Source organism: Streptomyces diversicolor (assembly GCF_057537855.1).
Genome location: NZ_BAAJXA010000001.1, coordinates 239,339 through 259,688, shown reverse-complemented (window position 1 = coordinate 259,688; position 20,350 = coordinate 239,339). Strand labels below are relative to the sequence as shown.

General features: G+C 70.7%; 18 protein-coding genes. 6 read left to right on the top strand and 12 right to left on the bottom strand.

Annotated features, from left to right (window positions below):
* Window positions 1-5: 5 nt before the first annotated feature.
* The 4 genes from AC27LF_RS01030 to AC27LF_RS01015 all read right to left on the bottom strand — a co-directional run bounded on the left by AC27LF_RS01030 (window position 6) and on the right by AC27LF_RS01015 (window position 3,664).
* Window positions 6-197, bottom strand: coding sequence for a hypothetical protein (locus AC27LF_RS01030; protein WP_479657945.1), 192 nt, complete (start codon window positions 195-197; stop codon window positions 6-8).
* 458 nt (window positions 198-655) lie between these two features.
* Window positions 656-1,564 (bottom strand): ATP-binding cassette domain-containing protein, encoded by a 909-nt coding sequence (locus tag AC27LF_RS01025; protein ID WP_479657946.1) that lies wholly within the window; start codon window positions 1,562-1,564, stop codon window positions 656-658.
* 4 nt (window positions 1,565-1,568) lie between these two features.
* A complete protein-coding gene (locus AC27LF_RS01020; protein ID WP_479657947.1) occupies window positions 1,569-2,645 on the bottom strand; it encodes an ABC transporter permease in 1,077 nt (358 codons plus the stop codon).
* Window positions 2,645-3,664, bottom strand: a complete 1,020-nt coding sequence (locus tag AC27LF_RS01015; protein WP_479657948.1) for a sugar ABC transporter substrate-binding protein — start codon at window positions 3,662-3,664, stop codon at window positions 2,645-2,647. Before AC27LF_RS01015 ends, AC27LF_RS01020 begins: the two co-directional genes overlap by 1 nt.
* 343 nt (window positions 3,665-4,007) lie before the next feature.
* On the opposite strand from AC27LF_RS01015, the gene AC27LF_RS01010 reads away from it, so the two are divergent.
* From AC27LF_RS01010 to AC27LF_RS00995, 4 genes are all read left to right on the top strand, one after another.
* The gene (locus AC27LF_RS01010) at window positions 4,008-4,178 is read left to right on the top strand and encodes a hypothetical protein (protein WP_479657949.1); all 171 of its coding nucleotides are present in this window, start codon (window positions 4,008-4,010) and stop codon (window positions 4,176-4,178) included.
* Window positions 4,179-4,380: 202 nt separating this feature from the next.
* Complete coding sequence (locus tag AC27LF_RS01005; protein WP_479657950.1) at window positions 4,381-5,694, top strand: ABC transporter substrate-binding protein; 1,314 nt, start codon at window positions 4,381-4,383, stop codon at window positions 5,692-5,694.
* Window positions 5,691-6,671 (top strand): carbohydrate ABC transporter permease, encoded by a 981-nt coding sequence (locus AC27LF_RS01000; RefSeq protein ID WP_479657951.1) that lies wholly within the window; start codon window positions 5,691-5,693, stop codon window positions 6,669-6,671. Before AC27LF_RS01005 ends, AC27LF_RS01000 begins: the two co-directional genes overlap by 4 nt.
* Window positions 6,668-7,567 carry a carbohydrate ABC transporter permease gene (locus tag AC27LF_RS00995; RefSeq protein ID WP_479657952.1) on the top strand — a complete coding sequence of 300 codons (900 nt, stop codon included), beginning with the start codon at window positions 6,668-6,670 and terminating at the stop codon, window positions 7,565-7,567. Before AC27LF_RS01000 ends, AC27LF_RS00995 begins: the two co-directional genes overlap by 4 nt.
* A 40-nt stretch (window positions 7,568-7,607) precedes the next feature.
* Here the strand turns inward: AC27LF_RS00995 and AC27LF_RS00990 are convergent, their stop codons facing one another.
* Together AC27LF_RS00990 and AC27LF_RS00985 are read right to left on the bottom strand one after the other, a co-directional pair.
* Window positions 7,608-8,594: an aldo/keto reductase gene (locus AC27LF_RS00990; protein WP_479657953.1), complete on the bottom strand. Its 987-nt coding sequence runs from the start codon at window positions 8,592-8,594 to the stop codon at window positions 7,608-7,610.
* A gap of 75 nt (window positions 8,595-8,669) precedes the next feature.
* Entirely contained in the window at window positions 8,670-9,335 is a 666-nt protein-coding gene (locus AC27LF_RS00985) for an NUDIX domain-containing protein (protein ID WP_479657954.1), read from the bottom strand.
* A gap of 345 nt (window positions 9,336-9,680) precedes the next feature.
* On the opposite strand from AC27LF_RS00985, the gene AC27LF_RS00980 reads away from it, so the two are divergent.
* Complete coding sequence (locus AC27LF_RS00980; RefSeq protein ID WP_479657955.1) at window positions 9,681-11,150, top strand: glycoside hydrolase family 76 protein; 1,470 nt, start codon at window positions 9,681-9,683, stop codon at window positions 11,148-11,150.
* Between the two features lie 128 nt (window positions 11,151-11,278).
* Window positions 11,279-13,141 (top strand): glycoside hydrolase family 76 protein, encoded by a 1,863-nt coding sequence (locus tag AC27LF_RS00975; RefSeq protein WP_479657956.1) that lies wholly within the window; start codon window positions 11,279-11,281, stop codon window positions 13,139-13,141.
* A gap of 133 nt (window positions 13,142-13,274) precedes the next feature.
* Here AC27LF_RS00975 and AC27LF_RS00970 read toward each other — a convergent pair whose 3' ends face one another.
* The 6 genes from AC27LF_RS00970 to rfbH form a co-directional block, all read right to left on the bottom strand.
* Entirely contained in the window at window positions 13,275-14,339 is a 1,065-nt protein-coding gene (locus tag AC27LF_RS00970) for an alpha/beta fold hydrolase (RefSeq protein WP_479657957.1), read from the bottom strand.
* Between the two features lie 215 nt (window positions 14,340-14,554).
* Window positions 14,555-15,736, bottom strand: a complete 1,182-nt coding sequence (locus AC27LF_RS00965) for a macrolide family glycosyltransferase (protein WP_479657958.1) — start codon at window positions 15,734-15,736, stop codon at window positions 14,555-14,557.
* Between the two features lie 73 nt (window positions 15,737-15,809).
* Window positions 15,810-16,778 (bottom strand): Gfo/Idh/MocA family protein, encoded by a 969-nt coding sequence (locus AC27LF_RS00960; RefSeq protein WP_479658011.1) that lies wholly within the window; start codon window positions 16,776-16,778, stop codon window positions 15,810-15,812.
* A 14-nt stretch (window positions 16,779-16,792) separates the two neighbouring features.
* Window positions 16,793-18,190: an NDP-hexose 2,3-dehydratase family protein gene (locus AC27LF_RS00955; protein ID WP_479657959.1), complete on the bottom strand. Its 1,398-nt coding sequence runs from the start codon at window positions 18,188-18,190 to the stop codon at window positions 16,793-16,795.
* Between the two features lie 43 nt (window positions 18,191-18,233).
* Window positions 18,234-18,977 carry an NAD-dependent epimerase/dehydratase family protein gene (locus AC27LF_RS00950; RefSeq protein WP_479657960.1) on the bottom strand — a complete coding sequence of 248 codons (744 nt, stop codon included), beginning with the start codon at window positions 18,975-18,977 and terminating at the stop codon, window positions 18,234-18,236.
* 42 nt (window positions 18,978-19,019) lie between these two features.
* Entirely contained in the window at window positions 19,020-20,348 is a 1,329-nt protein-coding gene (gene rfbH, locus AC27LF_RS00945) for a lipopolysaccharide biosynthesis protein RfbH (protein ID WP_479657961.1), read from the bottom strand.
* Window positions 20,349-20,350: the final 2 nt, after the last annotated feature.

Here is a 20,350-nt window from a genome sequence, read left to right as displayed (position 1 = left end):
CGGATTCACAGGCAGTAGCGGACCAGCCAGTCGTCGGGGTGGTAGGCGTCCCGGGCGGGGTCCCGGGGCGTGGCCTGGTTCGTCTCCACCGTGTCCCGCGGATGGATCCGCCGCGGCAGCGTGCCGAAGCGGGAGCGGCGCAGGGCGGCCTCGGCCGCCGCGTCCGGCGTCTGCTCCTCGGCTCGCGTGTGTGTCATCCCGGTCCTCCCCGTCGTGCCGGCTCCTGGTGCGCACACCCGTGCACCGGGTGAACGCGTGCGGCGAGCCGCGGGTTCCCGTCCGGGCCGAAGAGCCGGTCCGGAAGGGCGACGCCGAGGCCGGACGCGGAAGCGCGCCCGCGGGCTCACGCCCCGCAGGGGCGCGGGCGGCGGCGCGTGTGCCCGGCGATGGGCGTCGGCGCGTGCGCTCGGCGATGGGCGGCGGCGCGTGCGGTGGGCGATGGGCGGCGGCGCGTCCGGCTCGCACGGGTTCGCGTCCTGTTCCAGGGCGCGGACGGCTCCACCCCGCGCCGCCTGGCGACGGTCGGCAGTGGCACCGGCTCCGACTCCGGTGAGCCGACGGGCGGTTCGCCCCGAGCACGCCGCAGGGGCCGCCGAGCCCCCGGCCCAGGAGCCGGGGCCCCCGACCCGGATGTGGTCGAGGGCGTCCACCATGGTCAGGGCGTCTGTTCGGGAGCATCCGCGGTCGGCGCGGTGAGATCGCCCGCCTCGGGAAGCTCCTCCACGTCGACACCGCGCACCTGCGCCAACTCGTGCTTGAGGGCCGCGAGTTCGGCGCCGCCCGCCATGTGGTTGGTCAGTTCCTCCAGGGTGATCTTCGAGCGCTCGGCGCTGAGTTCGAGGGTGCCGAGGCGCAGCACGTTGAAGTGGTCGCCGACCATATAGGCGTGGTGCGGGTTGTGGGTGATGAAGATGACGCCGAGCCCGCGGTCGCGGGCGGCGGCGATGTACTTCAGGACGACACCGGACTGCTTCACGCCGAGCGCGGCGGTCGGCTCGTCCAGGATCAGGACGCGGGCGCCGAAGTAGACGGCGCGGGCGATGGCGACGCACTGGCGCTGGCCGCCGGAGAGCGTGCCGATGGGCTGCTCCAGGTCGTCCAGGACGATGCCCATGTTGCGCAGTTCCCGGTCGGCGGTCTGCTTCATGCGGGCGATGTCCAGGCGGCGGACCGGCCAGGGGCCCTTGGTCATCTCGGAGCCGAGGAAGAAGTTGCGCCACACCGGCATCAGGGGGACGGTCGCCAGGTCCTGGTAGACGGTGGCGATGCCCAGGTCGAGGGCTTCGCGCGGGGTGCCGAAGCGCACCGGCCGCCCGTCGACGAGGAAGTCGCCCTCGGTGTGCTGGTGCAGCCCCGAGATGATCTTGATGAGGGTGGACTTGCCGGCGCCGTTGTCGCCCAGGACGCAGGTCACCCGGCTCGGGTGCACCGTGAGGTCGACGCCGTGCAGGGCGCGGATGTTCCCGTAGGACTTGCCCGCGCCGCGCAGTTCGACGAGCGGTGCGTTCTCGTCGGGCGCGTCGTGCAGGACGGCGCCGTGGGTTCCGGTCGTGTCGCTGGTCATCGGGTCACCTCCGGGTCGCCGTGCGCTGGACCCACAGATTGATGAGGACGGCGCCGAGCAGCATGACGCCGAGGAACGCCTTGAACCAGTCGGGGTTCCAGCCGGCGTAGACGATGCCCTGGTTCACCATGCCGAACATGAAGGCGCCGAAGACCGGGCCGATCGCGGAGCCGTAACCGCCGGTGAGCAGACAGCCGCCGATCACCGCCGCGGCGATGTAGATCAGCTCCTGGCCGACGCCCTCGCCGGACTGCACGGTGTTGAAGGCGAAGAGCTGGTGCATGCCGACGAACCAGGCGCCGAAGCCCACCGCCATGAACAGCGTGATCTTGGTGAAGTCGACGGGGACGCCGACCGCGCGGGCGCTTTCCTTGTTGCCGCCCACGGCGAAGATCCAGTTGCCGTACTTGGTGCGCAGCAGCACCCAGGTGGCCAGGGCGGCGAAGACCAGCCACCACACCACGGTGATCTTCACCTGGACGCCGCCGACGTCGAAGGAGGACGCGAAGATCTTCTTCGCCTGGTCGAAGCCGTCCATGTCGCTGATGTCGTCGGTGGCGACGTTGCCGGTGACCAGCTTGGTCACGGCGAGGTTGAGGCCCTGGAGGATCAGGAAGGTGCCGAGGGTGACCAGGAAGCTGGGCAGTCCGGTCCTGACCACCATCCAGCCGTTGAACGCGCCGATGGCGAGGGAGACGATCAGGGCGACGATCACGCCCATCCAGACGTTCAGCGTCAGCTGGTAGCTGAGCATGCTCGCGGTCAGCGCCGAGGAGACCACGGCCACGCCGGAGGAGAGGTCGAACTCGCCGCCGATCATCAGCAGGGCCACGGGCAGGGCCATGATGCCGATGGTCGAGGACTGGTAGAGGACGGTGGCCATCGAGCTGCCCTGGCGGACCGCGGGCGCGGCGACGAGGAAGAAGACGAGGACGGCCAGCGCGCCGAGGAAGACGCCCACCTCGGGGCGGGCCAGCATGCGCAGTACCAGGGGGCGCTCGGCGGTGCGGCCGTCGCTCTCCTTGCGGCCGGGGCCCGGCGGTGTGCCGACCGCCGGCTCAGCCCGTTGGGTCATGCTCATCACCGGGTGCCCTTCGCGGCGAACTGGGCGACCCTGTCGACGTTCGACTTGTCGACGAAGGCGGGCCCGGTCAGCACCGGCTGCTCACCGCCGCCGCTGTAGTTGCCGTTGTTCTTGTACAGCCACAGGGAGTCGACCGCCAGGTAGCCCTGCAGATACGGCTGCTGGTCCACCGCGAACTGGATCGTGCCCTTGGAGATGGCGCCGGTCAGGTCCTTGTTCAGGTCGAAGGTGGCGATCTTCGCCTTGCTGCCCGCGTCCCCGGCGGACTGGACCGCGGCCAGGGCGTAGGGGGCGCCGAGGGCGACGACGTAGTCGATGCCGTTGTCCTGCTTCAGCTTGGCGGTGATCGTCGACTGCACGGACGGCATGTCGGTGCCGTTCACGTACAGCGTCTGCGTGGTGCCGGAGAACGTCTTCTTCACGCCGTCGCAGCGCTGGGTGAGGCCGACGTTGCCCTGCTCCTGGATCACGCACACGGCCTTCTTGGCGCCCTCCTCGTTCAGCCGCTTGCCGAGCGCTTCGCCGGCGACGCTCTCGTCCTGGCCGAAGAACTCCAGCAGCCCGAGCTTCTTCCAGTCGCTCACACCGGAGTTGAGGCCGACGACGGGGATGTTCGCGGCCTTCGCCTTGGCGATGACGTCCTTCATGGCGTCCGGCTTGGCGAGGGTCACGGCGATGCCGTCGACGTGCTGGTCGACGGCGTTCTGCACCAGGTTGGCCTGGGCGCCGGCGTTCGGGTCGTGGGCGTAGACGAGCTTGATGTTGTCCTTGGCCGCCGCCGCCTCGGCTCCCTTGCGCACGATGTCCCAGAAGGTGTCGCCCGGGGCCTGGTGGGTGACCAGGGCGACCGTCATCCGGGGCGTGGTGGCCTTGCCCGCGGAGGCGCCCGACCCCGACTCGTCGGCCTTCTTTCCACCGGAGCTGCTGGAACAGCCGGCGAGAGCCAGAGCGGCCGCGGCGGCGACGGCCACGACGGGGGCCAGTCTGCGGGAGCGGGAGCGAGAAGAGCGGTCCATCTTTCCTGCACCTCACTGTGCTACGGGGGAAAGGGAGGGATCCGCGAGGATCCGGGTCCCTGAACCGGGGCGGTGTCCGGGTCGTTGTGCGGTGTGTGCTGGGACGGGATCCAAGTGCCTGACGCGCCTGCTGTCAATACTTTGTTAAGACATCATTTCACAATCAGGTCCGAATGTAAGTACAAACGAGGGACAGCGTGACCCGCCGGGTCCTCCACCGGGAAGGCGTCGGACCCCGGCCCGGAGGACAGCCTAGGCAGCGTCAGGCACGGCCGAGTCGGCCACGCCCTACGATCTGATCACGATGCGTACGGCTACTCCCGCATGGGGTACGAGATCCCCGGTGTCCAGCAGGCGGCCCCGGACGCCGCGGTGTGCAGCGGGCGGCGAGCGCTTCGGACCCGGCGTCCACCGCTCCCCCGGCCGCGGCCTGGTGGGACGTGCCGGCCGCCAGGCCGCGGTGCGGGCACGCGAGGAGTACGACCAGCAGGTCGCCGGCCGCCGGCACCCGTGAACCCGGCAGTTGAGGAGCCTTGCAGGCGGGCCCCTGGCGGTGGCGGTCACGTTTCGGGCAAGAGAGACGCGGCCTATTGACGGTGGCCGGACATGCGGCTGTGATAACGCCCACACTGTTCGGTCGAGTTGGTTTCTGATCGGTTTCGACTACCTTTCAGCGCCGGCTCTCCCTTGGCCGAACCCTGCCTCCAGGAGCCGCCATGCGTCACTCCCCGTCAGGTCATTCCGTCCAGGGCCCCAGCCGTCGTTCCCTGTTGCGCCTGACCGGCGGCGCGGCCGTGCTCGCCGGCGCCGGCACCCCTCTGCTGAGCGCCTGCGGCGGCAGCGGCACATCCTCTGACCCCAAGACCGTCACCGTGGGCTCCAACGCGTCGGACGCGGTGCCGAAGAAGGCTTTCGAGGAGGTCTACGCGGCTTTCAAGAAGCAGTCCGGCCTCACCGTCGAGGTGAACACCAAGGACCACAACACCTTCCAGGAGCAGATCAACTCCTATCTGCAGGGCACGCCTGACGACGTGTTCAACTGGTTCGCCGGTTTCCGTATGCAGTTCTTCGCCGCGAAGAAGCTCGCCACGCCCATCGACGACGTCTGGGCGAAGATCGGGGGCAACTTCCCCGAGGCGATGAAGAAACTCAGCAAGGGTAAGGACGGCACGTACTACTTCGTGCCGCTGACCACGTACCCGTGGGCGGTGTTCTACCGCCAAGGCGTCTTCCAGCAGTACGGGTACGAGGTCCCCGGCACCTGGGACCAGTTCGTCGCGCTGTGCCGGCAGATGCGGAAGGACGGGCTGGTCCCGATCGCGTTCGGCGACAAGGACGCCTGGCCCGCGATGGGCACCTTCGACCAGATCAACTTCCGTCTGAACAGCTACGACTTCCATGTCGAGCTGATGGCGGGCAAGGCGTCGTGGACCGACGCGAGGGTGCGGGCCGTCTTCGACCACTGGTCGCAGATCCTGCCCTACCACCAGGACGGCGCGATGGGCCGCACCTGGCAGAACGCCGCGCAGTCACTGGTGGCGAAGAAGTCCGGCATGTATCTGCTGGGCAGCTTCGTGGCCCAGCAGTTCACCGACAAGGCCGACCTGGACGACCTCGACTTCTTCCCCTTCCCCGAGATCAACCCGGCGTACGGCCAGGACACCGTGGAGGCGCCCACCGACGGCTTCATGGTCAGCAGATCCCCGAAGAACCACGCGGGTGTCGTGAAACTGCTGGAGTACCTGGGCACCCCGGGGGCCGAGGAGACCTACCTCAAGACCGACTCCAGCGTGGTCGCCGCCTCCGACAAGGCCGACACCTCCGCCTACAGTCCGCTGCAGAAGAAGGCGTTCACGATGATCAGCGGCGCGAAGAACCTCACCCAGTTCATGGACCGCGACAGCCGTCCTGACTTCACCTCCACGGTGATGCAGCCCTCGCTGCAGAAGTACATCCAGAACCCCAAGGGCATCGACTCCCTGCTGTCCTCCATCGAGCGCCAGAAGAAGACGATCTTCGCGTCGGCATGACCACCGACACGACGACCAAGAGCCGGGGGGCGTCCGCCGCGCCGCCACCGGGCTCCGCATCCGACGCCCAGCGGGTCGCGCCGAGCCACCGGCGGCTGCTGACCCGCCGTGACCGGATCACGCTCGCCCTGATGGCCGGCGTGCCCACGGTCCTGCATGTGGCCCTCGTGTGGGTCACCGCCCTGGCCTCCGTCGCGCTCGCCTTCACCACCTGGGACGGCATCGGCATCGAGACGATCCGGTGGGTCGGCCTGGCGAACTTCAGGGAACTGTTCACCGAAAACCCGCAGTTCTGGCCCGCCGTCGAGCACAACCTCATCTGGTTCGTGGTGCTCATCCTCGTCCCGACGCCGCTCGGCCTGTTCCTCGCCACCCAGTTGGACAAGCGGATCCGCTTCAGCCGCGTCTACCAGACGGCGTTCTTCCTGCCCGTCGTCATCTCCATGGCCTCGATCGGCTTCGTCTGGCAGCTCGTCTACAACCCCGACACGGGCCTCATCAACAGCCTGATCGGCGCAAACGAGCCCGGCCACTACATCGACTGGATCGGCGACCCCGACCTGAATCTGTGGGCGGTCCTGATCGCCGCCTCCTGGCGGCACACCGGCTACATGATGATCCTGTACCTGGCCGGTCTCAAGAGCGTCGACCCCTCGCTTCGGGAGGCCGCCGCGCTGGACGGGGCAAGCGAGTGGCAGACGTTCCGGCACGTCGTCTTCCCGACGCTGCGCCCCACCAACACCATCGTCCTGGTCGTCACCATCATCGAGGCGCTGCGCGCCTTCGACCTGGTCTTCGTCTTCAACAAGGGCGCCCAGGGCACCGAGTTGCTGTCGATCCTGGTGACCAACAACATCATCGGCGAGTCGAGCCGCATCGGGTACGGGTCGGCGATCGCGGTGGTCCTGCTGGTCATCTCGCTCGCCGTGATCATCCCCTATCTGGTGGCCACCTTCCACAAGGAGCGGCGGGCATGAGCGCACCTACCCTCGCCACCGGCGCGGACCGGCGGCGGCGCCCGCCCGTCCGCCCGGCCCGGGTCCTGCTGCACGTCTTCCTCGCGGGTGCCGCGCTGGCATGGCTCGCGCCGCTCGTGTGGGCGGTCTTCTCGGCGCTGCGCCCGTACGGCGAGACCAGCGCCAAGGGCTATGTGTCCTGGCCCGACAGGCTGAGCCTGGACAACTTCACCAACGCCTTCCAGCAGTCGGACATGACGCACTACTTCGGCAACACGCTGCTGATCGCGGTGCCCGCCGTGCTGCTGACGCTGTTCCTGTCCTCCTGTGTGGCCTTCTACGTGGCCCGCTTCGACTTCCGGCTCAACCTGGCGCTGCTGCTGGTGTTCACCGCGGGCAATCTGCTGCCGCAGCAGGTCGTCATCACCCCCCTGTACCGGCTGTACCTCCTGGTCGATCTGCCCGGCGTCACCGCCAGCGGCAAGCTCTACGATTCCGCGCTCGGCCTGGTCCTCATCCATGTGGCGTTCCAGTCCGGGTTCTGCGCGTTCGTGCTGAGCAACTACATGCGTTCGCTGCCGCAGGAGCTGACCGAGGCCGCGCTCGTCGACGGGGCCTCGGTGTGGCGGCTGTACTGGCAGATCACGCTGCCGCTGTGCAAGCCGGCGATGGCGGCGCTGGCCACGCTGCTGTCGATCTGGATCTACAACGACTTCTTCTGGGCCATCGTCCTCGTCTCGACCGGGGAGAACATGCCGATCACCTCCGCCCTGAACAACCTGTCCGGGCAGTACTTCACCGACCCCAACCTGGTCGCCGCCGGCGCCCTGCTCACCGCGATCCCCACGCTGGTCGTGTACTTCCTGTTGCAGCGCCAGTTCGTGGGCGGGCTCACCCTGGGCTCCCACAAGGGCTGATCCGGCACCGAGTGGGCCGCCCGGCACCGGGAGCGCACTCTCAGTGGGCCCCGTCCAGCCGGGCCCGCTGCTCCGCCGTCAGCTCCAGGTCCACGGCGGCCAGGTTCTCCTCCAGTTGGGCCACCGAGGACGCACCGGCGAGCGGGACGACGGGCAGCGGTCCGCCCAACTGCCAGGCGAGCACTACCTGGTTGGGGGTCGCGCCGGTCTGCCGGGCCACATCGCGCAGGGCCGCGAGCCGCACCGGGGTGCCCGGGTGGTCGTAGTCGGGCCGCAGCGGCTTGTCCGCCCGGGTGTACGCGCCGGTCAGCAGCGGTGAGTAGGCGACCAGGGTCAGCCCCGGCTCGGCCCGCAGATAGTCGATCAGCGCCGCGTCCGTGCCGCCCAGGGAGCCGTCCGGGAACAGGTCGCTGGGCACGTCGGTGCGCGGCCTGAGGTAGCTGTGCTGGTACTGAAGGACCTCGTAGCCGGGCAGGCCGGCCCCGGCGGCCAGCGCGCGGGCCCGCTCCACGCGCCACACGGCGTGGTTGCTCACGCCGAGCAGCCCGACGGTGCCCTCGGCGACCAGGGCGGCGAACCCCTCGACGGTCTCCCGCAGTTCCACCCTCGGGTCCGTTATGTGCGCGTACAGCAGGTCGAGTTTCGCCACGCCCAGGCGTTCGCGGCTGCGCTCGGCGGACTCGCGGATCACCTTCGCCGACAGTCCCTCGGGGTTGTCGACATAACCGGTGCCGGGGGCGAGCGGCCGGGCGCCGACCTTGGTCGCGATGACGATCTCGTCGCCGACGCCCCGGCTGCGCCGCCAGCGGCCGAGCAGTTCCTCGCTCTGCCCGCCCTGGCCGCCGTCCTCCCAGAACGCGTAGTTGTCCGATGTGTCGATGAAGTTCCCGCCGGCCTCGACATAGCGGTCGAGCACGGCGAAGGAGGTCTTCTCGTCGGTCTGCGAGCCGAACAGCATGGCGCCGAGCGCGAGCACGCTCACCCGGCGGCGGGTGGCCGGATCGGTGCCGATGGTGCGGTACTTCATGGGTGTCCCTCCGTTTCACGCACCCGGCATGTCGGGTGCGTGCAACGGAGTCTCACGCCTGGAGCGCTCTTCAAGTCAAGCGGCGGCGAACGGCCCTTCCAGCGCCGCCCATTGGAGCAACATGATCGTCTTGGCGTCGGCGATCTCGCCGGTGCGGATCATCTCCAGGGCCCGGCGGAAGGGCAGTTCGAGGATCTCGATGTCCTCGCCCTCCTCGTCGAGACCGCCGCCCTCGTGGGTGCGGGTCGAGGGGCCGTAGGCGGCGGCGTAGAAGGAGACGCGTTCGGTGACCGAGCCGGGGCTCATATAGACGTCGAAGACATGCCGGACCGCGCCCACGGTGTGCCCGGTCTCCTCCACCGCCTCGCGCCGCACGGCGACCTCGGGGTGCTCGTCCTCGTCGTCGAGCAGCCCGCCCGGGGTCTCGATCAGCATGCCGTCAGGGTGGCCGTTGACGTAGACCGGGAAGCGGAACTGCCGGGTGAGCAGCACGGTCGCCCGTTCGGCGTCGTACAGCAGCAGGGTGGCTCCGTTGCCGCGGTCGTGCGTCTCGCGCTGCTGGGTGCTCCAGGTGCCGTCGGCGCGGCGGAAGTCGAAGGTGGTGGCGCGTTCGACGTACCAGTGGCTGGAGAGGAGTTCCACCTCGCGTACCCTGACGCGCGGGTTGCCGGTGAGGTCGAGGCCGGTCCGGTCGAGTCCGGTGCGGCCCCGGCGGTCGGGGGTGTCGATGCCGGCGGTCATCGGCCGGCCGCCGGGTCGGCGACGGCGTACGAGTCGTTCATGGTTGCTCCCTCTCCCAGCAGGTCCGGTGAAGTCCGCCGCGGTTCGCCGGCGCCCTGGAGGGGCGCGGGGAACCGCGCGACCAGCCACGATGATGCCGCAGTCGGCCGATGGCACAGCACGGCCTTTCCAACGGTGCGCTTGCCGTCCAGGGCGCCGGGGCGCGCACACGCCCCGCCACGCCCACCGGGTTCTTCTTCAACTCCCGTACGTGTGTGCCCCGTTGACGCCCGGCCCACCGCTCACTACCGTCCGAGAGCGCTCTCACATCCCGCACACCGCGGCACGTCCCGACGGGGAGGCCCCATGACTCCCGTACCACGCCTCGGCCTGCGCCGCCCGGCCGCGGCGCTCGCTCTGGCGCTGCTCGCCGCCCTCGCCCCGCGCCCGGCGTCCGCCGCCGGCACCGCGGCGGCGGCGACCGTCTGCAACCGGTACTGCGACACCCGTGATCCCGCCCTCTCCCCGGGCGACCGGACCCCGGTCACCGCGACCCTGTACGGACGGTCGGTCGTCCTCCACTTCGACGACGCCGACGCGATGGGCTGGGCGTCCATCGGCAACGGCAGCCCGGGTGACGAGGTCTGGCTCGACCGCTCCTTCGACGGCGGCCGCACCTGGAGTGCGGGCAGCAGGCTCGGCGCCACCGCCGTCCCCGACGGCCGGCGCGACTGGCGCACGCTCATGTACAACGTGGACGACTGGAACAACCACGGCGTAGGCGCCCTGCGCGCCTGCGGCAGGGCCGGGGACCGCGCCGAGATCGCGTGCACCCCGTGGGCCCGTACCACCTGGAACGCCGGCGAGCGGCGCACGGCGGCGGCCACCGCTCTGATGACCTTCTACGACTACGGAACCGGACTGTTCGACACGACCGGCTGGTGGAACTCGGCCAACGCCCTGACCGCCGTCATCGACAACATCCGGGTGACCGGCATGGGCAGTTACGCCTACGCGGTCTCCCGCACATACGACCTGAACGTGAACTCCCGTGACGGGCAGTTCCGCAACGAGTACATCGACGACACCGGCTGGTGGGGACTGGCCTGGATCGCCGCCTACGACCTGACAGGCGAGCGCCGCTATCTGAACACCGCCCGCGCCGACGCCGACCACATGGCCGCGTACTGGGACGGCACCTGCGGCGGCGGTGTGTGGTGGAGCACGGCGCGGACCTACAAGAACGCCATCGCCAACTCCCTGTACATCCAGCTGAGCGCGGCCCTGCACAACCGGATCCCGGGCGACACGACGTATCTGGACCGGGCCCGGGCCGGCTGGTCCTGGTTCCAGGGCACCGGCATGATCAACGGCTCCCAGCTGGTCAACGACGGCATCGACCTGTCCACCTGCCGCAACAACGGCCAGGCCGTCTGGTCGTACAACCAGGGCGTGCTGCTCGGCGCGCTCACCGAGTTGCACCGGGCCACCGGCGACGGCGCCCTGCTCACCCGCGCCCGGCAGATCGCCGACGCGGCGACCACGGCACCCTCGCTGCACACCGCGGGGGGCGTCCTGCGCGACCCGTGCGAGGACGGCGACTGCGGCGGCGACGGGCCGTCCTTCAAGGGCGCGCATGTGCGGGGCCTCGGCCGGCTCGACGCGGCGCTGCCGGACCATCCCTACACGGCCTATCTGCGCCGCCAGGCGGACCGCGCCCAGTCGGGCGACCGCAACGCCCTCGACCAGTACGGGCTGCGCTGGTCGGGCCCCGTCGACACGGTGGACGCGGCGCGCCAGCACAGCGCCCTCGACCTGCTCGACGCGACGCCGTGAACACCCTGTACGCGATGAAGCCACCCACCCCGCGAACGCTGTGAACACCACCAGCGCCGTGAACACCGTGAACGCCATGAACGCCATGTACGCCGTGAACGCCATGACCAGGGACGGACGGTAATCCCATGACAGCGCGGACCCAGCCCCTCCTCGGCGGACTCCTGGCCCTGTTCCTGGCTCTGGCCGGGCTGCTGGCCCTGCCCGCACCCGCCCGTGCCGCGACGCAGGTCTGTGCCCTGGCGTGCGACACCCTGGACCCCTCGCGGGCCCGCCAGGACGGCTTCCCGGTGCCGGACCTGACCATCAACGGCCGGATCCTGCGGCTGCACGTCTCCGACCCGGACGACATGGCCTGGGCGAGCATCGACAACGGTGTCAGCGGCGACTCGGTGTGGCTCGACCGGTCCTGGGACCGGGGCGCGACCTGGGAGCCCCTGCTCGGCAAGGCGAGCATCCCCGGCACCTGGACCGGCACCCGTACGCTGATGTACAACATCACCGATCCGGTCGGGCACCGGCGCGGCTGGATCCGCGCCTGCGGTGACGCGAACGCCGTCACCTGCACCGACTGGGTGTACCCGACGGTGTGTGACGGCTCGCGGTGCGACGGGGCCGACCCCGCCACGGCGGCGGGCGACGACACACCCGTGCCGTCCACCAGCCTGTTCGGACGCACCATCAGCCTGCATGTCGACCAGCAAGGCGGCATGGCCTGGGGCGTCGTCTCGGGCGGCGCGGCGGGCGACGAGATCTGGCTGGACCGCTCCTGGGACGGCGGCGCGAGCCGGCCCGAGGGGTCCTCCCTCGGCCGTACGAGCGTGCCGTCCGGTGCCGCATCGGCCCGTACGGCCATGTTCGCCACGCGGGACCCGCGCGGTCTGCTGTACGGCGGGGCCGTCCGCGCCTGCGGCCGTGAGGCCGGGCACCAGGAGGGCAGTTGCACGGCCTGGGCCAGGCCCGTGCCGACCCGGGCGCGCGCCGCGGCGGACGCGCTGATGGCGTCGTACCACACGACCGAGGGCTGGTGGCGCAGCAGTTGGTGGAACTCGGCGGCGACACTCACTGCGCTGGTCGACTTCGCCGAGCAGAGGGGACGGCACGACTACGACTGGGCGATCGCCCGTACCTTCGAGCAGAACCGCGGTGTCTTCCCGGCGGGCGCGCGCAGTTCGGACCCGGTCGAGGGACACTTCATCAGCCGGGCCGTCGACGACGCGGCCTGGTGGGCGGTGGCCTGGCTGACCGCGTACGACCACACCGGCGAGCGCCGCTATCTGGACGAGGCGGTGACGATCGCCGACTACGTCCACGGGTACTGGGACACCGGCAGCTGCGGCGGCGGGGTGTGGTGGGACCGGGAGCGCACCTACAAGAACGCCGTGACCAACGGCCTGTATCTGTGGCTGGCCACCTCGCTGCACCAGCGGATCGGCGGCGACACGGTGTGGGGTGCCCGCGCGGCCACGGCGGCCGACTGGTACCTGGCCAGCGGGATGATCAACTCCTCCGGTCTTGTCAACGACGGGCTGACCGCGTCGTGCGGCAACAACGGCCAGACCGTGTGGAGTTACAACCAGGGCCTGGCCATCGGCGCGTTCACCCAGCTGTGGCGGTCCACCGGCGACGGCCGGTATCTGCGGACGGCGAAGCGGCTGGCCGACGCGGCGATCTCCTCGCCGGCGCTGACCCGCGACGGCGTGCTGACCGAGTCCTGCGACCTCGGCGCGAACTCCTGCGACGACAACCAGAAGCAGTTCAAGGGGATCTTCGTGCGCCACCTCGCCGACCTGGCGGACGCCACCGGGTCCGCCGCCTACCGGGCCTACCTCACGCGGCAGGCCGATTCGCTCTGGGCCGTCGACCGTGACCCGCTCAACCGCCTCGGCCAGCGCTGGTCGGGCACCTCCCCCAACCCGGTGGACTGGCGCACCCAGGCGAGCGCGCTGGAGGCGCTGACGGCGGCGGAGCGCCTGGCCGGCTCGGGCTGACCGTCGTGCGCAGGCCCGTGCCGGAGGGGCGTCAGGTCGTCCTCGGTGAGGCCGAGCGAGGCAGGCGACTGCCACGGCCGCACCGTGCCGCTCACGGCGCCGCTGATCGCGGCGTCCCGGCTTCCGCGCCCGCTCACGCGGCTCTCCCGCCGAGCGGGGCGCGGGAGCCTGGCCGGGCGCCGCGGCGGGCGACGCGCAGCCACAGCAGCTGGGTGATGAGCCAGCGTCGCATCGCGCCGAGATGGGCGGGTGAGCCGTGCACGTCGTCGAACGTCCTGAACCGGACGTCGTGGAGTGTGTCGCGCAGCAGCGTGCGCTCGGTGTCCGGGATGATCTCGTCGCGGCTGCTGGCGACGTACCTCACGGGGATGCGCAGCTGCCCGAGCTGCTTCGGTGTGAGGGCGAACTCCGGTAGCCGGGCACGGAGTTGGGTGAGATCGTCGCTGCCGGTGAGCCGGCGCAGGGTGTCGGCGGTGATGCCGGGCACGCGCGGCCACCACGTCGGGTCGGCGAAGAAGCCGGCGACGGGCGCGCCCACGGTGAGGACGCGGCGGATGCGCACGTCCTCGGCGGCGGCGCGCAGGGCGAGGTGGCCGCTGAAGCTGAGGGCGAGCATCGAGGTGTCGTCGACCCGGGCGCGGTCGGCGAGCCCGTCGAGCAGCAGGCCGAGGGTGCGCCAGGAGTCGGGGTTGTAGGTGAGAGTGTTCTCGCCGACGCCCGGCAGTTCGGTGACGACGGCGGCGTGGCCGAGCCTGCGCAGCAGGGGCAGCAGCGGCGCCCACTGTTCCTTGACGCTGACGATGCCGCCCATGACGATCAGCAGCGGGCGTGGCCTGTCGAGTCCTGCGGCCCAGCAGGCGACGGTTTCGCCGCCGTGGTCGAACTCCAGGCGTTCGATGCCGTCCTGGCCGCGGCGCCACTGGTCGAAGGTGTCGACGCAGAGCCGCTGGGCGGTTCGTCGGTCGGGGTCGCCGTGGTACGGGAAGCGGGCGAGCGCGTAGTGCCGGCACGCGTCGAGCAGGTCGCCGCGGTCGGCGGCGGCCCGGCCCTCGGCGGTCCACACCGCGGCCCAGGAGTCCGGCTCCCCGGTGGTGTCGTTGGTGATCCGGGCGAGCACACGTGTGGCGTGCTCGGCCGTCATGCCCTGCCCGCGGGCGTGCAGGCGGGCGAATTCCTTGAGTTCTTCGAGATGGTCCATCAGGTCGGTCACCGTCCCCGGTCGGTGCGACGCGCTCCGCTGGAAATGCCGCGATATGCCGTCGGTCGTCTGCGGCATCGTCGTGGCTGGTCGCGCAGTTCCCCGCGCCCCTTCGGGGCGCTGTCGGGCCGGTCGGTGTCGTACGGCCTGTGAGCGGGGCCGTACGACACCGGTGCGGCCGCCCGCGGCACGGGGGCGTGCCGCGGCGTCGGTGGTCAGCCCAGCCGGGCGAGGTGGTGCTCGACGGCGTCGGCGGCGACGGCGGGACCGTTCACGGACCGCATGCGCTCCCGCATGGCCCGCACCCGCTCGGTCACGGCGGCGTCACCCGTCACCTGGGCCGCGGCCTCGCGCAGGCTGTGCACCGTGACGTCCTCCTTGGCCAGCCGGCGGCCGAGGCCCAGCTCCGCGACGCGCTGGGCGTTCGCGCGCTGCTCGCTCGTCTGCGGGACGACCACCATGGGCACGCCGTTGTCCAGCGACTCCATGGTGCTGTTCATCCCGCCGTGGGTGATGAACAGCCGGGCGTGGCGCAGCACGTCGAGCTGCGGCGCGTACCGCCGTACGTCGACGTTCGCGGGCAGCGGCCCGAGTCCGGCCGGGTCGGTGTGCTCGCCGACGGTGATGAGGACGTCCCACTCGGAGTCGCCGAAGGCTTCGACGGCCATGGTGAAGAACTCCGGCCAGCCCCTGGCCGAGGTGCCGAGCGAGATCAGCAGCACGGGCCGGTCCGCCGAGGCCGGCTGCCAGCTGCCCTGGTAGGGGCGTTCGGCGATGCAGGGGCCGGTGAAGACGAACCGTTCGTCGAAGGTCTCGCCCGCGTACTGGAATTCACGCGGGAGAAAGACGATGGCGAGCTTCTCGATCGACGAGAGGAAACCCATCGGGTCGGCGGGCAGGCCGAACCGGGGCAGCACGCCGGCGAGCTTCCGCACCGCCTCCATGATCTGCGGGTCGGTCAGCTCGGCGACCGGGAACTTCTCCCGCAGCGAGAAGTGTTCGTTCGCGCCGAACACCGGATAGGTGCGGATCAGCGGGATGTCGTTCTGCGCGGCGAACAGACGCGCTCCCCACGCCATGAAGTCGTGGACGATCACGTCCGGCCGGTTCTCCTCGTAGAACGGCGTGACCTGTTCCACGAGCGAGGTGCTTTCGTCCAGGCACCGCAGTCCCTCGCCCGCGTTCTCCTCGGCGGTCAGCGGGGCCCGGTAGAAGTCGCCGAAGACCGAGTCGTAGCGGACCGGTTCGGCGCCCGCGGCCTTCACGATGGGGGCGAAGTGGTCCGTCACGGTGCAGGTGACGCGATGGCCGCGCCTGACCAGCTCCTCGACCACGCCGATCGTGGGGTTGACATGGCCTACGGCCGGAAAGTTGAAGAAAGCGATGTGGCGTTGCACGCGTGTGTCTCCTTCCATGCGCTGCCGGTGTCCTTCGGCCGGTCGTCGCCGAAGCGCCCCGGGCAGCGGCCGCTCATCCAGTGGTGTGGGGTTCTTCGCGCGCGGCGGACCGGTGTATCGCGTCGAGGAGTTCGGCCTGCCGCAGGGTGGCGCCGTCGTCCGGCGGGATACCGGTGCGCACCGCGGCGGCGAAGGCCGCGACGGTGGCCGCCACCTGGTCGTGCGGTGCGAGCCGGATCTCCTCGGCGGTTCGGCCGCGGTGCAGGCCGATCACGGGGACGTGGTCGGCGGGCGGGGTGAACGCCCGGTCGACGGTGATGCTGCCCTCGCTGCCCCACAGTTCGTACGACGAGCGGTAGGCGTGCTCCATGCCGAAGGTGATCTGGGCCGTGACGGCGCCCGGGGTGGCCAGCAGCGCGGCGCCCGCGGTCTCGACCCGCCGCCCCGGGCCCCGGGTGAGGCGGGCGCCGACGACGTCGAGCCGGCTGCCCAGGAAGTGCAGTGCGGCCCGCAGCGGGTAGACGCCGACGTCGGCCAGCGCCCCGCCGCCGAGTTCCGGGTCGTAGCGGATGTCCGTGTCCGCCAGCGGCGGGATGGTGAACGCCGCGTGGAACGCGCGCGGTTCACCGATCGCGCCGTCGGCGACCAGGCGCCGCACCGCCTCGTGCCGGTGGTGGTGGACGAACATGACGTTCTCCATGAGCACCAGACCGCTCTTGCCGGCGAGTTCGAGGAGTTCCGCGGTGCGCCGGGGATGTGTGGTCAGGGGCTTCTCGGCGAGGACGGGCCGGCCCGTGCGCAGCGCCGCCTCGGTCCACCGGGCGTGCAGGGCCGCGGGCAGCGGCACGTAGACGGCCTGGACGTCGTCCTGTGCGAGGAGTTCGGCGTAGCCGTGCACGGCACGGCAGCCGAAGCGTTCCGCGACCTGCCGTGCCTTGGCCGCGTCCCGGCTGGCGACGGCAGCGATCTCGATGTCGGGGCAGGCGGCGAAGGCGGGGAGCATGCGGCGCACCGCGATGCCCGCGCATCCGAGCACCCCCATCCGCAAGGGCTGTGTCACCGGTCCCGCTCCGCGATCGCGTTGAGGCAGGCGAGCATGGTGCGGGCCTGGACGTTGAGGTAGTGGCCGTGCCGGACCAGGGACGTGAGCTGTCCGGGGGTGACCCAGGCGTAGCCGGGCGGCGGGGTGAGCGGCGCGTCGGTCTCGTCGGCGCGGACGACGAGGAAGCGGCTCTCGGCGTTGAGGAAGCGGCCGCCCTCCTCGGAGTGCACGACCTCGTAACGGATGCGGTCGGGACCCGCGCCCAGCACGGTGTCCAGGAATCTGGGGCGTTGTCTGTCGGGCAGGTGGGCGTAGTTGTCCGGGGTGCACTGCACGGTCGGTCCCAGTTCGACGGTGTCGAGGAAGCCGCCCTCGACCCGGGCGTGCACCAGTACATGCGGAACGCCGCCGAACTCGCGGGTGAGGAAGGCGGTGACGCCGAGGCCGACCGGCTCGAACAGGGGCTGGGTCCAGCCGGTCACCTCGCGGTTCTCCGCCCGTACGGACACGGCCACGACCTTGAAGTAGCGGCCTTCGCCGTGCTCGATCGCGCTCTCGCCGCGCTTCCAGCCGGGGATGGAGTCCAGCGGGACGCGCTCGGCCCGTACGCTGTGCCGGGTGCGCTCGCCCGTGATCCACGAGTGCAGTTCGGTGTCGGAGAGCAGCGCGCCGGGCGCGGCGTCCGCGACGGGCAGGCAGGACAGCACGGTACGGGAGTCCATGTTGACCACGTTGTCCCGGTGCAGCAGTGCGTGGATCTGGCCGAGGGTGAGCCAGCAGAAGTCGTCGTGCAGCGGCACGTCGCCGACGGCCTCCACCACCATGTTGCGGTTGGCCTTGCGGTAGAACCACGAGCCGTGCTCGGACTGCAGCACGTCCGCGACGATCCGGCCGCGGTCCGGTCCGACGAAGTACTCGATGTACTTGACGTCGGCGCCCTGGTGGGCCTTGGTGTAGTTGCTGCGGGTCGCCTGGACCGTCGGCGAGAGCTGGAGCAGGTTCGGGTTGCCGGGCTCCATCTTCGCCTGCATCAGGAAGTGCAGCACCCCGTCGAACTCCTTGACGAGGATGCCGAGGACACCGACCTCGGGCTGTTTGATGATGGGCTGGTACCAGTCGGCGTACGGGCCGTCGCCGTAGGGTTCCCCCTCCTCCGTGACGTGCAGGCCCTCGACGGTGAAGAACCGGCCGCTGCGGTGCACCAGGTTGCCGGTGGACTCCTGGAAGGACCAGCCGTCCAGCTCCGCGAACGGTATCCGCTCCACCCGGAAGGTATGGGCCCTGCCCCGTTCGGCCAGCCAGTCGCCGAAGTGCTCGGTGCGCAGGTGTGCGCCCTCGGTGGCGGCGGCCGACAGCGCGATGCGGGCGGGCAGGCTCGTGTTCTCACGCGTCTGGAGGATGTGGGACGGCATCGGAGAGACTCCCCGCCTTTCTCGTGATGCGTACGCGGTCCAATCAGGCATGTTCGGCCGCGAGGAAGTCGTTGAGTACGAGGCGGTAGTAGCCGGGGCCGAAGCCCATGTCCGCCACCTGAGGGACCAGGGCGCGCAGCTTCTCGGTGGAGATGGCGTACCGGACGCCGGTGTCCACGTACTCCTTGCGCGGTGTGAGCCCGAGCGCGCCGGCGAGGTGGTCGACGATGTCCTCCACCGGGACGGCGTGTCCGGAGGCCACGTTGACCGTGTCGGCCCGCAGACCGGCGGCGAGCAGCCGGTCGATGATCGTGATCGCGTCGCGGACCCGGATCAGGTCCCGGCAGGCGCCCCGGTGCATGGCCACCGCCCCTTCCCGGACCTGCCGGAACAGCGTGGGTATGAGCTGGTGGTACCGGCCGTGCGGGCCCACCAGGTGCGCCAGCCGCAGGATCAGATGGTCGGCCCCGGAGTCGCGCAGTTGCTCCTCAAGGGCGAGTTTGTGTGCGCCGTAGGGGGTGTAGGGGGTCACCGGGGTGTCCTCCCTGCCGGGTCCCTCGGCGAACCCGTACATGCCCGTCGCGGCCGTCGAGAAGAACACCAGCCGCTGTCCGGTGGCCGCGCACTGCTTGGCGACGTCGCGCAGCAGCGCGGCCTCCCGCGCGAAGTCCGCGTCGGAGGCGCCGCTCGTCCTGGACTCCCCCGCCGCGAGGGCCACGGTGCCCGGATGCCGGCCGGCCAGCGGACGCAGGCTGCGCGCCAGGAATCCGGTTCCCACTATCTCCATCGTCCTCGTCCTGATCTGTGGGTGGGAGGCGGTTGGTCGGGCTCAGCCGCGCTGGGCGACGAACTCCTTGATCGTGGCGGTCATGTAGTCGAGCATTTCGTCGGTGAGCCCCGGGTAGACGCCGATCCAGAAGGTGTGCTCGGTGATGACGTCGCTGTGGGTGAGGTCGCCGACGACGCGGTGGGGGCGGCCGATGTAGGCCGGCTGGCGGGTGAGGTTGCCGGCGAACAGCCGGCGGGTGCCGATCTTCCGCTCCTCCAGGTGGGCGACGAGTTCGGCGCGGGTGAAGGGGGCCTCGGGATCGACGGTGATGACGAAACCGAACCAGCTCGGTTCGGACCGCGGGGTCGGCTCGGGCAGCAGCAGGCCGGGCACGCCGTCCAGTCCCTCGCGCAGCCGGCGCCAGTTGCGCCGCCGTGCCTCGATGAAGCCGTCCAGCTTGTCGAGCTGTGCGAGGCCGAGGGCGGCCTGGATGTCGGTTCCCTTCAGGTTGTAACCGACGTGGGAGAAGATGTACTTGTGGTCGTATCCGGCGGGCAGGTCGCCCATCTGGTACTCGAACCGCTTGAAGCAGGTGTTGTTCTTGCCGGGTTCGCACCAGCAGTCCCGGCCCCAGTCGCGCAGCGACTCCACGATGCGGGCGAGGACCAGGTTGGAGGTGAGGACGCAGCCGCCCTCGCCCATGGTGAGGTGGTGTGCCGGGTAGAAGCTGACCGTGGTCAGGTCGCCGAAGCTGCCGGTGAGCTGTCCGTCGTAGGTGGAGCCGACCGCGTCGCAGTTGTCCTCGATGAGGAAGAGGTCGTGTTCCTTGGCGAGTTGGGCCACCTCGGCGACCTCGAAGGGGTTGCCGAGCGCATGCGCGATGATGATCGCCCGGGTCTTCGGTCCGATGGCCCGCGCCACCCGGTCGGCGGTGGTGTTGTAGGTGGCCAGGTCGACGTCCACGAAGACCGGCAGGAGCCCGTTCTGCAGGATCGGGTTGACGGTGGTGGGGAAGCCGGCCGCGACGGTGATCACCTCGTCGCCGGGCCGCAGCCGCCGGTCGCCGAGCTGGTGCGAGGTGAGGGCCGTGACGGCGAGGAGGTTCGCCGACGAACCGGAGTTGGTCAGATGGGCCTTGCGGCGCCCGAGGCGCTTGGCGAACGCGGACTCGAACTTCTTGGAGCTGGGTCCGGCGGCGATGCGCATGGTCAGCGCGGCCTCGACCAGGGCGACCCGGTCCGCTTCGTCCAGGACCGCGCCGGAGGGCCAGATCTCGGTGACGCCGGGCACGAACTCCCGGTCGGGCGCGGTCTGCCGGTGGTAGCCGCGGACCGCGTCCAGCACCCGTTCCTTGCCGTCGATGCCGCTGTGGTGGCTGTTGCCGCTCATCG

Bases quoted from the DNA above. Each gene is read 5' to 3' on its own strand.
- AC27LF_RS01030 (WP_479657945.1), bottom strand. From the start codon at position 197: ATGACACACACGCGAGCCGAGGAGCAGACGCCGGACGCGGCGGCCGAG.
- AC27LF_RS01025 (WP_479657946.1), bottom strand. From the start codon at position 1,564: ATGACCAGCGACACGACCGGAACCCACGGCGCCGTCCTGCACGACGCG.
- AC27LF_RS01020 (WP_479657947.1), bottom strand. From the start codon at position 2,645: ATGAGCATGACCCAACGGGCTGAGCCGGCGGTCGGCACACCGCCGGGC.
- AC27LF_RS01015 (WP_479657948.1), bottom strand. From the start codon at position 3,664: ATGGACCGCTCTTCTCGCTCCCGCTCCCGCAGACTGGCCCCCGTCGTG.
- AC27LF_RS01005 (WP_479657950.1), top strand. From the start codon at position 4,381: ATGCGTCACTCCCCGTCAGGTCATTCCGTCCAGGGCCCCAGCCGTCGT.
- AC27LF_RS01000 (WP_479657951.1), top strand. From the start codon at position 5,691: ATGACCACCGACACGACGACCAAGAGCCGGGGGGCGTCCGCCGCGCCG.
- AC27LF_RS00995 (WP_479657952.1), top strand. From the start codon at position 6,668: ATGAGCGCACCTACCCTCGCCACCGGCGCGGACCGGCGGCGGCGCCCG.
- AC27LF_RS00990 (WP_479657953.1), bottom strand. From the start codon at position 8,594: ATGAAGTACCGCACCATCGGCACCGATCCGGCCACCCGCCGCCGGGTG.
- AC27LF_RS00985 (WP_479657954.1), bottom strand. From the start codon at position 9,335: ATGACCGCCGGCATCGACACCCCCGACCGCCGGGGCCGCACCGGACTC.
- AC27LF_RS00980 (WP_479657955.1), top strand. From the start codon at position 9,681: ATGACTCCCGTACCACGCCTCGGCCTGCGCCGCCCGGCCGCGGCGCTC.
- AC27LF_RS00975 (WP_479657956.1), top strand. From the start codon at position 11,279: ATGACAGCGCGGACCCAGCCCCTCCTCGGCGGACTCCTGGCCCTGTTC.
- AC27LF_RS00970 (WP_479657957.1), bottom strand. From the start codon at position 14,339: ATGGACCATCTCGAAGAACTCAAGGAATTCGCCCGCCTGCACGCCCGC.
- AC27LF_RS00960 (WP_479658011.1), bottom strand. From the start codon at position 16,778: ATGGGGGTGCTCGGATGCGCGGGCATCGCGGTGCGCCGCATGCTCCCC.
- AC27LF_RS00955 (WP_479657959.1), bottom strand. From the start codon at position 18,190: ATGCCGTCCCACATCCTCCAGACGCGTGAGAACACGAGCCTGCCCGCC.
- AC27LF_RS00950 (WP_479657960.1), bottom strand. From the start codon at position 18,977: ATGGAGATAGTGGGAACCGGATTCCTGGCGCGCAGCCTGCGTCCGCTG.
- rfbH (WP_479657961.1), bottom strand. From the start codon at position 20,348: ATGAGCGGCAACAGCCACCACAGCGGCATCGACGGCAAGGAACGGGTG.